At 58.4% G+C, this 12067-nt stretch carries 15 protein-coding genes; 12 read left to right on the top strand and 3 right to left on the bottom strand.

What is annotated here, in order from left to right:
* Positions 1-53 precede the first annotated feature (53 nt).
* From eutB to AC1DCP_RS14625, 11 genes are all read left to right on the top strand, one after another.
* Positions 54-1073: a hydroxyectoine utilization dehydratase EutB gene (gene eutB, locus AC1DCP_RS14675; protein ID WP_333704741.1), complete on the top strand. Its 1020-nt coding sequence runs from the start codon at positions 54-56 to the stop codon at positions 1071-1073.
* Entirely contained in the window at positions 1070-2083 is a 1014-nt protein-coding gene (gene eutC / locus AC1DCP_RS14670) for an ectoine utilization protein EutC (RefSeq protein ID WP_476774382.1), read from the top strand. Before eutB ends, eutC begins: the two co-directional genes overlap by 4 nt.
* Positions 2080-3258, top strand: coding sequence for an ectoine hydrolase DoeA (doeA, locus tag AC1DCP_RS14665; RefSeq protein WP_333704739.1), 1179 nt, complete (start codon positions 2080-2082; stop codon positions 3256-3258). The genes eutC and doeA overlap by 4 nt, the downstream gene beginning before the upstream one ends.
* Positions 3259-3261: 3 nt before the next feature.
* Positions 3262-4275 (top strand): N(2)-acetyl-L-2,4-diaminobutanoate deacetylase DoeB, encoded by a 1014-nt coding sequence (gene doeB / locus AC1DCP_RS14660; protein ID WP_035200471.1) that lies wholly within the window; start codon positions 3262-3264, stop codon positions 4273-4275.
* Positions 4276-4335: 60 nt separating this feature from the next.
* Entirely contained in the window at positions 4336-5187 is an 852-nt protein-coding gene (ehuB, locus tag AC1DCP_RS14655; RefSeq protein WP_476774381.1) for an ectoine/hydroxyectoine ABC transporter substrate-binding protein EhuB, read from the top strand.
* Positions 5188-5247: 60 nt separating this feature from the next.
* Positions 5248-5913 (top strand): ectoine/hydroxyectoine ABC transporter permease subunit EhuC, encoded by a 666-nt coding sequence (gene ehuC, locus AC1DCP_RS14650; RefSeq protein WP_019566767.1) that lies wholly within the window; start codon positions 5248-5250, stop codon positions 5911-5913.
* A 12-nt stretch (positions 5914-5925) separates the two neighbouring features.
* Complete coding sequence (ehuD, locus tag AC1DCP_RS14645) at positions 5926-6618, top strand: ectoine/hydroxyectoine ABC transporter permease subunit EhuD (protein WP_476774380.1); 693 nt, start codon at positions 5926-5928, stop codon at positions 6616-6618.
* Positions 6615-7394 (top strand): ectoine/hydroxyectoine ABC transporter ATP-binding protein EhuA, encoded by a 780-nt coding sequence (ehuA, locus tag AC1DCP_RS14640; protein ID WP_476774379.1) that lies wholly within the window; start codon positions 6615-6617, stop codon positions 7392-7394. Before ehuD ends, ehuA begins: the two co-directional genes overlap by 4 nt.
* A 237-nt stretch (positions 7395-7631) precedes the next feature.
* Positions 7632-7916 carry a toxin-antitoxin system TumE family protein gene (locus AC1DCP_RS14635; RefSeq protein WP_174037949.1) on the top strand — a complete coding sequence of 95 codons (285 nt, stop codon included), beginning with the start codon at positions 7632-7634 and terminating at the stop codon, positions 7914-7916.
* The gene (locus AC1DCP_RS14630) at positions 7913-8284 is read left to right on the top strand and encodes an HVO_A0114 family putative DNA-binding protein (protein WP_174037947.1); all 372 of its coding nucleotides are present in this window, start codon (positions 7913-7915) and stop codon (positions 8282-8284) included. Before AC1DCP_RS14635 ends, AC1DCP_RS14630 begins: the two co-directional genes overlap by 4 nt.
* Positions 8285-8673: 389 nt before the next feature.
* Entirely contained in the window at positions 8674-9159 is a 486-nt protein-coding gene (locus tag AC1DCP_RS14625; RefSeq protein WP_112153607.1) for a cupin, read from the top strand.
* A gap of 69 nt (positions 9160-9228) precedes the next feature.
* On the opposite strand, the gene AC1DCP_RS14620 is transcribed toward AC1DCP_RS14625, so the two are convergent.
* Positions 9229-9825 carry a TetR/AcrR family transcriptional regulator gene (locus AC1DCP_RS14620; RefSeq protein ID WP_174037945.1) on the bottom strand — a complete coding sequence of 199 codons (597 nt, stop codon included), beginning with the start codon at positions 9823-9825 and terminating at the stop codon, positions 9229-9231.
* An 81-nt stretch (positions 9826-9906) separates the two neighbouring features.
* On the opposite strand from AC1DCP_RS14620, the gene bdcA reads away from it, so the two are divergent.
* Complete coding sequence (bdcA, locus tag AC1DCP_RS14615; protein WP_174037942.1) at positions 9907-10614, top strand: SDR family oxidoreductase; 708 nt, start codon at positions 9907-9909, stop codon at positions 10612-10614.
* Positions 10615-10735: 121 nt separating this feature from the next.
* On the opposite strand, the gene AC1DCP_RS14610 is transcribed toward bdcA, so the two are convergent.
* Positions 10736-11440 carry an anti-sigma factor gene (locus tag AC1DCP_RS14610; RefSeq protein WP_174037940.1) on the bottom strand — a complete coding sequence of 235 codons (705 nt, stop codon included), beginning with the start codon at positions 11438-11440 and terminating at the stop codon, positions 10736-10738.
* A complete protein-coding gene (locus AC1DCP_RS14605; RefSeq protein ID WP_025594844.1) occupies positions 11437-11982 on the bottom strand; it encodes a sigma-70 family RNA polymerase sigma factor in 546 nt (181 codons plus the stop codon). Before AC1DCP_RS14605 ends, AC1DCP_RS14610 begins: the two co-directional genes overlap by 4 nt.
* Positions 11983-12067: the final 85 nt, after the last annotated feature.

Below are 12067 nucleotides of genomic sequence, written 5' to 3'. Positions count from 1 at the left end.
ATCATTGAATCATTACAATATAATAATTGACATGATTTTATTTCGCTCTCAACATGACAATCATGAAGAGCGAAAACCTGTCCATATCCGCCGCCAACAACTTGCTTCCAGTCTCACTGACCGCGACAAAGCGAGCGGCGGCGCGGATTGCGGGACAGGCGGAGCGCACACCGCTGGTTCGCTCGGACTTTCTCTCTGAGCGCTGTGGTCATCCCGTTCATCTCAAACTTGAAACCCTTCAGCCCATCGGCGCCTTCAAACTGCGCGGCGCGATGAACGCCATTCTCTCGCTAGACGATACGACGCGCCAGCGTGGCCTCGTCACCGCCTCGACGGGCAATCATGGCCGGGCCGTGGCCTATGCCGCAGACAAACTCGGCATCCCCGCCACAATCTGCATGTCGGCGCTGGTGCCGGCAAACAAGGTGGAGGCGATCCGCGCGCTCGGCGCGGAAATCCGGATTGTCGGCGGATCACAGGATGATGCGCAGGAGGAAGTGGAGCGCCTGACCAAAAGCAGAGGCCTGACCGCTATCCCGCCTTTCGATCACGCCGACGTCGTGGCCGGCCAGGGCACTATCGGCCTCGAGGTCGTCGAAGACATGCCTGAACTGGCGACAATTCTCGTTCCTCTATCGGGCGGTGGCCTTGCGGGCGGTATCGCCGTTGCGGTGAAGGCGCTGAAGCCGGAGGCACGTGTCATCGGCGTTTCCATGCAGCGGGGCGCGGCCATGCATGCGTCAGTCACTGCCGGGCGGCCCGTCACCATCCATGAAGAAGAAACGCTGGCGGATTCGCTGGGAGGGGGGATTGGATTGAAAAACCGCATCACATTTGCGCTCTGCCAATCTCTTCTCGACGAGATCGTGCTGGTATCCGAGGAAGAGATCGCAGCCGGCATCCGCCATGCGATGCATGAAGAAGGTCTGACAGTCGAGGGTGCCGGCGCAGTCGGTTTCGCGGCGATCCTCTTCGGCAAGGTGGACATCACCGGCCCAACCGCGATCATAGTGTCGGGTGGAAATATCGATCCGGCGGTTCACAAGACGATCATCGAAGGGCCTGCCGCATGAGCCAAATCACCATCCTAGCCGAAAAAGATCTGCGCGCAGTCGTGAAGCTCGACCTCTCAGCAGTCGAGTGCGTGGAGCAGGCCTTTGCAGCGCTCGCAACCGAAGCGGTCGCCATGCCGCCGATCTTACGGCTCGATATACCAGAGTTTCGTGGCGAGGTGGATGTAAAGACGGCTTATGTGCCGGGTTTCGACGGTTTCGCCATCAAGGTCAGCCCCGGCTTTTTCGACAATCCCAAACTCGGTCTGCCGAGCCTCAACGGGCTGATGATCCTCTTCAGCGCAAGGACGGGACTGGTGGAGGCCCTTCTTCTCGATAACGGCTACCTCACAGATGTGCGTACCGCCGCAGCCGGGGCGGTCGCAGCACGGCATCTCGCCCGTAAAGATGCTTCCGTCGCAGCAATTTTTGGAGCGGGCATGCAAGCCCGTCTGCAGTTCGATGCGCTGAAACTGGTGCGACCCATTCAATCCGCACGCATCTGGGCTCGTGACCATCAGAAGGCCGAGGGGCTCGCAGGCGATCTGGCCCGCCAACACGGTATCGAGGTCATCGCCGCGGCCGATCCGCAGACCGCTGTCCAGGGCGCCGACATCGTCGTGACCACGACGCCAGCCGAAAAGCCGATCCTGTTTGCCGGCTGGCTTGAAGAAGGCCAGCATCTGACGGCCATGGGATCGGATGCCGAACACAAGAACGAGATCGATCCGGCCGTATTTTCCAGGGCGCGCTATATCGCAGACCGGCTTTCGCAGACCCGAATTCTCGGTGAATTGCAACACGCTATCGCCGCGGGGCCTGTAACGCAGGATCAGGAATTCACCGAGCTCGGTGCTGTCATCGCTGGCAAGGCACGCGGTCGCGTATCGAGGGACGACATCACCTTTGCCGATCTGACCGGCACCGGAGTGCAGGACACCGCCATCGCCAATCTCGCTTTTACCCGCGCAAGAGACGCCGGCAGCGGCCAAATCATCGAAAACAGTGTGAAAATGGGAGACGCAGCGTGAGCGTAACGCTGAACTTTACGCGCGAGGAATATGCCGCGCGCCTGTCCAAAACCCGCGACGCCATGGAAAAGGCAGGCATCGACCTGCTTGTCGTCACCGACCCATCCAACATGCATTGGCTGACGGGCTATGACGGCTGGTCCTTCTATGTCCACCAATGCGTGCTGGTGCCGCCGCAAGGCGAGCCGATCTGGTATGGCCGCAAGCAGGATGCCAATGGCGCCAAGCGCACCGCCTACCTCGCCCAGGACAACATCATCGGTTATCCTGACCACTACGTTCAATCGACCGAACGGCATCCGATGGATCTGTTGTCGAAGATCGTCGATGACCGGGGCTGGTCAGGCCTGTCGATCGGCGTCGAGATGGACAATTATTATTTCTCGGCTGCTGCCTTTGCATCCTTGCGGAAACATCTGCCGAACGCCCGCTTCAAGGATGCCGCCGGTCTTGTAAACTGGCAGCGCGCGGTCAAAAGCCCGACCGAACTCGACTATATGCGTAAGGCCGGCAAGATCGTCGAGCTGATGCACAAACGTATCGTTGACGTAGTCGAGCCGGGCATGCGCAAATGCGATCTCGTCGCCGAGATCTACGATGCCGGCATTCGTGGCACCGCGGAATTCGGCGGGGATTATCCCGCGATCGTACCGTTGCTCCCGTCGGGTGCCGATGCTTCTGCGCCGCATCTGACATGGGACGACATGCCGATGCGCTTGGGCGAAGGCACTTTCTTTGAAATCGCCGGCGCTTATCGCCGTTATCATTGCCCGCTCTCTCGCACTGTCTTTCTCGGCAAGCCGACGAAGGCGTTCCTTGATGCGGAGAAGGCCACGCTTGAGGGCATGGAGGCCGGTCTTGCAGCTGCCAAACCCGGCAATACCTGCGAAGATATCGCCAATGGGTTTTTCGCGGTGCTAAAAAAATACGGGATCATCAAGGACAACCGAACCGGTTATCCCATCGGCCTCTCTTATCCGCCGGACTGGGGCGAGCGCACCATGAGCCTGCGCCCCGGCGACCGCACGGAGCTGAAGCCCGGTATGACGTTCCATTTCATGACCGGTTTGTGGCTGGACGACATGGGGCTCGAAATCACCGAGAGTATCGCCATTACCGAAACGGGTGTCGAATGCCTCTCCAATGTGCCGCGGCAACTGTTCGTGAAAGGCTGAGAGATGTTAAGCACCGCGCTACGCCCCTCACCTATCACGTCGTCGGTCGATTTTGACAGGAAAGGCGTGCAGCACGGTCATCTGCGGCTACCATACAGCCGCGATGACAGTGCATGGGGGTCGGTAATGATCCCGATCTGCGTGATCGCCAACGGCGAGGGGCCGACAGCCCTTTTGACCGGCGCCAATCACGGCGACGAATATGAGGGGCCGGCCGCACTTTTCGAACTTGCCCACACACTCGATCCAGATGACGTCAGCGGGCGTATCATCATCGTGCCAGCACTCAACTATCCGGCCTTTCGCGCGGGAACACGCACCTCGCCGATCGACCGCGGGAACCTCAATCGCAGCTTTCCCGGTCGTCCGGACGGTTCCGTGACGGAGAAGATCGCCGATTACGTGACCCGCCATCTGTTACCGCTTGCGGATATCGTTCTTGATTTTCATTCAGGCGGCAGGACGCTTGATTTCCTGCCTTACGCTGCCGCTCACGAATTACCCGACAAGATACAGGAAGCCCGGTGCTTTGAGGCGGTGGCAGCTTTTGCTGCCCCCTATTCGATGAAGATGCTGGAGATTGACGCCGTCGGCATGCTGGACACGACGGCCGAGGAACTGGGAAGGGTCTTTGTCACCACCGAGCTTGGCGGCGCGGGCACGGCCAGTGCAAAATCGATCGACATCGCCCGCAAAGGTACCATCAACCTGCTGCGCCATGCAGGCATCCTGACCGGCGCCGCGGTGCCGACGCCGAGCCGCTGGCTGGATATGCCCTCCAACGATTGCTTCACCTTTGCCGAAGATGACGGGCTCGTCGTCTTCGTCCGCGATCTCGGAGACACGGTCACGGCAGGTGAAACCATCGCCAGGGTCTACCCTGTTGGAAAAACCGGTCTTGCGCCGGTCGAATACCGCGCCTCTATCAGTGGCGTGCTCGCAGCGCGCCACGTTCCCGGCCTCATCAAGGCCGGCGACTGCCTTTCCGTCATCGCCACGGTCACGGAGAATACCTAGTCCGAAGAATGAAGTGAGATCCGAAAACGGACCACGCAACCCAACCAGAGGAGTTAGAACATGAATATGACAAAACTCGCCGGGCTTTCCGCCCTTGCTCTTTCCATCAGCGTGACAGCGGTCAGCGCACTCACCCTCGAGGAGGTGAAGAAGCAAGGCTACATTCGCGCAGCGACTGCCAATGAAGTGCCCTATTCATACATGCAGCCCGACGGCACCTCTGCCGGCATCGGCCCCGACGTCGCAAATGCAGTTCTGAAATCGATGGGCATCGAGGAGGTCAACTGGACGGTGACCCCATTCGGCACGCTGATCCCCGGGCTGAAGGCGCGTCGCTTCGATTTCGCAGCCGCCGAACAGAACATTTCGCCCGAGCGCTGCAAGCAGGTGGCCTTCACCGAACCGAACTCGTCCTATGGCGAAGGCCTGCTGGTGAAGAAAGGAAATCCTAAAAGGCTGACCACCTATGCCGATATTGCCAAGGATCCTGCATTGAAGGTCGCCGTCGTATCTGGCGCCAACAATGTAGACTTCCTGCGCGCCGTCGGCGTCAAGGAAGATCAGATCGTCTTCATCCCGGCCAATGCAGATGCCATCCCCACTGTCCAGAGCCGCGCCGATGCCTATGCCGCCACGGAACTGACAGTGTCAGAACTGGCCAAGGGCCAGGCCAATGTCGAGCAGGTGAAGCCCTTCGTTGATCCTGTCGTGAAGGATGCGCCTGTGCGCAACTACGGCGGTTTCGCTTTCCGGCCGGAGGACAAAGAATTGCGTGACGCCTTCAACGCCGCGCTCGTCGAATTCCGCAAGACCGACGACTACAAGAAAATCCTCGCAAAATACGGCCTCTCCGAACAGAGTATCGCGGCAGCGGCCGAAAAGAAGGTCGCCGATCTCTGCGCCGGAAAATGACGCCAGCCGGCGCCCGGGCATTACCGGGCGCCGATTACCATGAACTCGGGAACACTCCAGATGGACATGACCGCCTACCTGCCGATGTTGTGGCAAGGCGCCGTCGTCACCATGACGATTACGCTCGCAGCCCTTGTTGTCGGCACGGTACTCGCCTTTTTCTTCGGCATTCTTCGCGTCGAGGGTGGACCAATCCTCTCGACTGTCGCATTGTGCTACACGGAGGTGTTTCGCGGCACCTCGCTGCTGGTCCAGCTTTTCTGGTTCTATTACGCGCTGCCGCTMGTCGGTCTGAGTTTCGATCCCGTCACCACCGGCGTCATGGTGCTCGCCGCCCATGCGGGTGGGTATGGCGCCGAGATCGTTCGCGGCGCGTTATCTTCCGTTTCGGTGCAGCAGCTGGAAGCCGCACGAGCGCTGAACTTCACGCGGATGCAGACGCTGTTTCGCATTTCCTTGCCGCAGGCGATCGTCGAGATGATGCCGTCCTTCGGCAATCTGGCCATCGAAACGCTGAAGCTTTCCTCACTCGTATCGCTGATCTCGATTGCCGACCTCACCTTCGCGGCACAGTCGATCCGCAACCTGACGCTGGATAGCACCAGCATCTATTCGATCACACTCCTCTGTTATTTCGCGATGTCGCTGATCCTGATGGCAATCATCCGGGTGATCGAACATGTCGTGCGGCGCGGCAATGTCTTTCCGCGAACTCGCCATTCGTAAGGATATTCAGTCATGATGTATGGTTACGAATGGGACACGACCACCTGGATCACCTACACGACCTCGATCCTGCCCATCATTTTGATCGGCCTGACGGTAACGCTGAAAGCAGCCGCCGCCGGCTTTGCCATCGCGCTCATTCTGGGGCTGGTTTTTGCGCTGCTGCGCCGCAGTCGGGTGAAATTGATTTCCTGGCCGACCGCGGTTGTTGTCGAATTCCTTCGCGACACTCCGCTTCTGGTGCAGCTTTTCTTCCTCTATTACGTTCTTCCGGAATTCGGCATTGTTCTGCCGGCGTTTCTCACCGGCGCGCTGGCGCTCGGGCTTCAATATGCCGCCTATACGTCTGAGGTCTATCGTGGCGGCATGGAGGCGGTGCATCATGGCCAGTGGGAAGCCGCGACTGCGCTTAATCTGACGCGCATGCAGACGTATCGGGATATCATCATCCCGCAGGCCATCCCGCGCATAGTTCCGGCCATGGGCAACTATCTTGTCGCCATGACCAAGGAAACGCCGGTGCTTTCCGTCGTCACGGTTCTAGATATGATGGGGCTGGCAAACATGATCGGCGAGCGCACCTTCGAATATCTGGTGCCGCTGACGCTTGTGGGCCTGATCTTCCTTCTTCTGACCATAATCTGCTCAGCAGGCCTCAGCCGCCTGCAAAGGGCGCTTCCAAAAGCAGGAATACCCTTGCGATGACAAACAACACCAATCAGCCGCTGATCGAATTTTCCGATGTCACAAAGCGGTTCGGCATTTTGACGGTCCTCGACCAGTTCAATTTCAGCGTGGCAAAAGGCGAAAAAGTCACTCTTATCGGTCCTTCAGGCTCCGGTAAGTCGACGGTTCTGCGCATTCTCATGACGCTGGAACCGTTTCAGGAGGGAAAGCTGACGCTGGCGGACATTTCCTACCATCAGGCCGGCGGCAAAGGCCCCTTCCAAGCCTCGGAAAAACACCTGCGCCAGATCCGTAACCACGTCGGCATGGTTTTTCAGAGCTTCAACCTCTTCCCTCATATGACGGTGCTGCGCAACATCGTGGAGGCGCCGGTGCGTGTACTGGGCATTGCCCGTCCGGAGGCAGAAGCACGGGCAATTGAACTCCTGAAGATGGTTGGCTTGGCCGACAAGAAGGATCACTATCCAGTGCAGCTTTCCGGCGGCCAGCAGCAGCGTGTCGCGATTGCCCGCTCTCTTGCCATGCGCCCGCGTGTCCTGCTTTTTGACGAACCAACCTCGGCCCTAGACCCCCAGCTGGTCGGCGAAGTGCTTTCCGTCATCCGTGGCCTGGCCCATGAGCACGATTTGACCATGCTACTTGTTACCCACGAGATGCGTTTCGCTCGGGAAGTGTCGGACCGGGTCTGCTTCTTCGACAAAGGGCGTATTTGTGAGCAAGGAACGCCAGAAGAAATCTTCGGCGCACCAAAGGAAGATCGAACCCGCGAGTTCCTGTCATCCGTTCTCGGGTAACTGCACTCTCACATGAGCAGGAAACAGCCATGACCAAAGCGCCGACGAGGTCGGCAGATATGCTCGATCATGCTGAATAGGCTGATAAGACCGAAGGGGACCTGATGCAGTTCCCCGAGGCGGCTGAGCAAAATTAGCCGTCGTCGCGGCAACGTCTCGCCGCTGCGGCGGGGTTTGCTAATTAATCATGTGTTGTCGGGATTGACTACGTCGTAAGATGTTGGCATTATTGACAACATGAAGGCGCTCAAGATCACAGAACACAAAAGCGTTGGTGCCGACGGCAGCATTATCCAGTTCGTTATTTGGAAAGTTCCATCGCCTGTTCCCCCAACCGAACATGGGTTAAAATATCGCATGGTCTATGTTCAGAACGGCATTAGGGTTGTGGGCTTCGACAATGAGCGGGGTAAAGGCGATCACATACATCTGGACGGCCAGGAGTTTCCTTACCGGTTCACAACAATCCACCAACTGATTGAGGACTTTTTGTCTGAGGTCGAAAAACGGAGGCAGTCATGAGAACTTTGACCATCACGACAAATGCCGACTGGAAATCGGCATTACGCGTAGCAGGTAAGCGCGCTGCTATTGGCCTCGAAAGCGGTGAGTATCAGGGTGAAACGCTAAACTTTGAGACACCCGGCAAATTCTTTTCGCGTCTCACCGAGCGCCGTTGGGAGCTACTGAACGTCCTTCTGGGAAGTGGAACGGTTGGCGTGCGAGAGCTTGCGCGCAGACTGAACCGGGACGTCAAGCGCGTCCATGAAGATGCTGCGGCGCTAGTCGAGCTGGGACTGATTGAGAAGGACGAGCGCGGTGCATTAAGCTGCCCGTTCGATAATATTCATGTCGATATGATGATGGTGTCAGCAAGACAGGTGGCGTGATAGGAGAGCGGGCGCTGACGTGCAGCGCGATTAGCGTCGATTATGGCGAGAGGAACCGCCTTCGGCCCTTCCCCTCCCGGTCCCCTCGATACGGATACGGCACCCTGTTGATCTGAACCCTTCAAACTGGACCGTTTTTGGTTAGAGTGTTCCGGTGCATTTTCCCGGCTGGGAAAGGAACGGAAGACGATGAAAGCATCGCAGTTTTCGGACGCACAGAAGGCGTTCATTCTGAAGCAGGGTGATGAAGGAGTGTCGGTGGCGGAAATCTGCCGGTGCCACTCCAGTTCCGCCGAAGTGCGGACGAGGATCGGCTGGTCGCCAGCACTGGCTGCGCAGCAAACCAGACACGGTTTGGCAGGCCCGACCAGATGGCCAGGAGCATTCACATGAAAGTTGAAAAAATCACTTTAAATCCAGGCGATCAGATTCCCAACAACCAGACCTTCCCTGTCATCATCTATCGACAAGTCGGCTCGCCATTCGATTCCGCTGCTTTCGAGGCACTGTTCGCACGAAACGGATGGCGCGGCATCTGGCGCAATGGTGTGTTTGCCTATCACCATTACCACAGCGGCGCGCATGAAGTTCTGGGCGTGGGGGGCGGTGAAGCGACGTTGCAGATTGGCGGACCGGATGGGCAAACCTTGCACGTTACGCAAGGTGACTGTCTGGTGTTGCCAGCCGGTACGGGCCACATGAAGCTGAAATCCTCTGCGCATTTTCAGGTTGTCGGCGCTTATCCACCCGGCCAGGAGGCCGATGTTCAGACGTCTGCACCAACCAGTGCGATGCTTGCACAGATAAAGTCTTTGCCAAAGCCGACAACCGATCCAGTGCACGGAGCATCAGGTGGCCTGATCGATCTCTGGTGAGAATGAGCCGGGTTTACGAAACCTGCCAGCTTCCTTCACTAATAAGAAGTATTGAGACTGCTCCGAGATTCAAGCCTTGGAAAGCTCCTGCCTCACCGCTCCCCCCGCAACGCGCGCAATACTCAGGAGTCGCTCCACGTCGCGGCCAATCCGCGCCATGGCGGAGAGACCGACCATGGTCGAACTCACGAAATCCGCCAGACGCTCAGCCTCTTCCGGATGGCGCGCGGCAATATAGGAGCGGATCACGCCCTCCGCCGCCGTGTGAAAAACGCTGGCTGCGGCACGCGCCTCTTCATCATCGCAGCGCGTGCCTTCCAGAACGAGGCAACCAGGGGCTGCGGAATGAGCTGCATAGCGTCTTGCCGCATCTTCGAGCAACGATGCAAGGCACTCGCCAACCGGACGATCCGGCCGCAGAATATCGGCAAGAGGAATTGCTTCCGTTCCGGCATAGAGATCCAGAACCTTCTTGTAGAGGCCCATCTTGCTGCCGAAAGCGGCATAAAAGCTTGGCGGGTTGATGCCTAACACCGAAGTAATCTCCGCGACGCCCACAGCATCAAAGCCACGCGCGTGGAAAAGCTGCTTGGCCGTGGCCACAGCCTGATCAGGATCAAAACGGCGCGGACGGCCGCGGGAGCGAATGTATTTTGTATCAGTCATTACATAATATCTTGACGAGTGCGCTGTTCCCTATTTATGTATCGATCATTAAATTAATTTTCAAGGTCATGGAGAGTGCTCATGTTTGAAGGAAAATCCGTTCTGGTTCTTGGCGGCAGCCGAGGCATAGGCGCAGCCATCGTGCGGCGGTTTGCGAACGAAGGAGCAAAGGTAACGTTCACCTATGGTGCATCTCAAGGTGCGGCGGAAGAGCTGGCGAAGGCGACGGGCAGCACTGCCATACGGGCGGATAGCGCTGACCGCGACGAAGTCATCCGCGTCGTGCGTGACAGTGGTCCTCTGGACATATTGATCGTGAATTCGGGGATTGCTATTTTTGGCGATGCTCTCGATCAGGACCCTGATGCCATCGACCGCCTGTTTCAGATCAACATCCAGACGCCCTATCACGCCTCTGTGGAGGCGGCGCGGCGAATGCCTGACGGTGGCAGGATCATCGTTATCGGCTCGGTCAATGGAGACCGGATGCCGGTGCCGGGCATGGCCTCTTACGCCGTTTCCAAATCGGCCTTGCAGGGGCTGGCGCGCGGTTTGGCACGCGACTTCGGGCCACGCGGCATCACCATCAACGTTGTTCAGCCCGGCCCTATCGATACCGACGCGAACCCGGAAAACGGGCCGATGAAAGACCTGATGCACAGCTTCATGGCACTCAAGCGCCATGGACGGCCGGAGGAAGTGGCCGGCATGGTGGCCTGGCTTTCCGGGCCTGAAGCCGGTTTTGTGACGGGCGCGATGCACACGATCGATGGCGCATTTGGCGCCTGATATATTGCCTGATTGTTTGCGGCTGGTTTCGGGACATCACGATGCTATTGCCCGAGACCGGCGAATAGAATGCGGCGAAGGAAATTTCGCCGCGATCTTATCGGTTTTGCCTTTGGGCGATCTATCGCGGCATTCGGGCGAAGCCCTTTGCCAGGATTGGCCCGGTTGGCCTTCCTGTTGGTGATCCGCCTGCCTGTTCAAGCGTGATCTCGTAAAGCTGGTCGCTTCTGGGGGTCGGCAGAGCCGGTCCATCGAGACGCGCTGAACGGACGCCATCGATCAGGCCGAGTGAAACCGGGCCAACCTCCCTGGACGGCAATGTCCATACCTGGATCGTCTTGTCCCCAGGCACTGCAAAATCGGCCAGCATCCGCACGGTTGCTCTTTCGTTGCCGAAATCCTCAACAACGGCCTGAATCTCACCCGTCTCGTTGACGAGGACTGCGATCACCAGCGGCTCCGTTGTCCGTGTCAGGCTAAACGTAAGGCCGGCGGCGAGCACAAAGGTTGCGGCAATGGCGGACACGGCAATGGCGCGCCAGCGGTTTGTGCTGTTATCGTTTGCCGTGTGGGTGGGCTTGAGGGATGCGGATTTAGACTGGAGCGGCAGGCGGGATTCGATGTTGCTCCACAATTCGCCCTTGATGGCTGCCGGCTCAACGGTGGTATCGAGCGGCAGAAAACGCTCACGGCTGGCCGCGATTGCCGCCCGCAATTCGCCATCCGTTTCCATTGCCGCCTCAACAGCCGTGGCTTCGGAGGTCTCCAGCAAGCCCAATACATAGTCATCGGCGATGGCGGGAATATCTTTGCGATCCAACATCATGCCATGCACTCCCGAAGCGCCGAAAGGCCGCGCCTGATCCAGGATTTCGTCGTTCCGAGCGGAATGCGCAACCGGCCAGCGATTTCGCCGTGGGAATATCCGGCCACATAGGCCATCAGGATGCCCTGTCTCTTTGTCTCCTCAAGACCGCCGAGACATTCATAAAGGCGTGAATTCCGATCAAGCTTCTGCCATGCGGCCATCACTTCATCTGCCTGCGCGCCATCGCGGAGCGTTTCAACATCTTCCACGGGGAGTTCACGCCTGCTGTCGCGGAGAAGATTAAGCGCCCGGTTTCTGACGATCGCGTAAATCCAGCCGCGCGCCGACCCCTGGTCTGCCCGGTATTGGTGCGCATGGGTCCAGATGCGCACGAAGCTCTCCTGCACCACCTCTTCCGCCAGCTCCCTGCGCTTGACGATGCGCTCTGCCACTGCAATCAGCCGTCCTGCCTCGCGATCGAAAATCGCACGCAATGCGTTTTTGTCCCCCTTTGCGCAGGCAGTGAGCGCCCTGTGTAGATCGTCCGGCACGGAGCCCATCTGCATTTGAAACCTTTCAACATCTGATCGCCAGCACGGTCGGCTTGGGCATAATACCCATCGCGGCGGCATATGGATGCATCTC

Source organism: Agrobacterium sp. 10T429, assembly GCF_056393925.1.
Note: the sequence above shows the minus strand (reverse complement) of the source record. Positions and strands in the feature narration are given on the sequence as shown.

Coding starts and splice junctions, on each gene's coding strand:
- eutB (WP_333704741.1), top strand. CDS start 54: ATGACAATCATGAAGAGCGAAAACCTGTCCATATCCGCCGCCAACAAC.
- eutC (WP_476774382.1), top strand. CDS start 1,070: ATGAGCCAAATCACCATCCTAGCCGAAAAAGATCTGCGCGCAGTCGTG.
- doeB (WP_035200471.1), top strand. CDS start 3,262: ATGTTAAGCACCGCGCTACGCCCCTCACCTATCACGTCGTCGGTCGAT.
- ehuB (WP_476774381.1), top strand. CDS start 4,336: ATGAATATGACAAAACTCGCCGGGCTTTCCGCCCTTGCTCTTTCCATC.
- ehuD (WP_476774380.1), top strand. CDS start 5,926: ATGATGTATGGTTACGAATGGGACACGACCACCTGGATCACCTACACG.
- ehuA (WP_476774379.1), top strand. CDS start 6,615: ATGACAAACAACACCAATCAGCCGCTGATCGAATTTTCCGATGTCACA.
- AC1DCP_RS14635 (WP_174037949.1), top strand. CDS start 7,632: ATGAAGGCGCTCAAGATCACAGAACACAAAAGCGTTGGTGCCGACGGC.
- AC1DCP_RS14630 (WP_174037947.1), top strand. CDS start 7,913: ATGAGAACTTTGACCATCACGACAAATGCCGACTGGAAATCGGCATTA.
- AC1DCP_RS14625 (WP_112153607.1), top strand. CDS start 8,674: ATGAAAGTTGAAAAAATCACTTTAAATCCAGGCGATCAGATTCCCAAC.
- AC1DCP_RS14620 (WP_174037945.1), bottom strand. CDS start 9,825: ATGACTGATACAAAATACATTCGCTCCCGCGGCCGTCCGCGCCGTTTT.
- bdcA (WP_174037942.1), top strand. CDS start 9,907: ATGTTTGAAGGAAAATCCGTTCTGGTTCTTGGCGGCAGCCGAGGCATA.
- AC1DCP_RS14610 (WP_174037940.1), bottom strand. CDS start 11,440: ATGATGTTGGATCGCAAAGATATTCCCGCCATCGCCGATGACTATGTA.
- AC1DCP_RS14605 (WP_025594844.1), bottom strand. CDS start 11,982: ATGGGCTCCGTGCCGGACGATCTACACAGGGCGCTCACTGCCTGCGCA.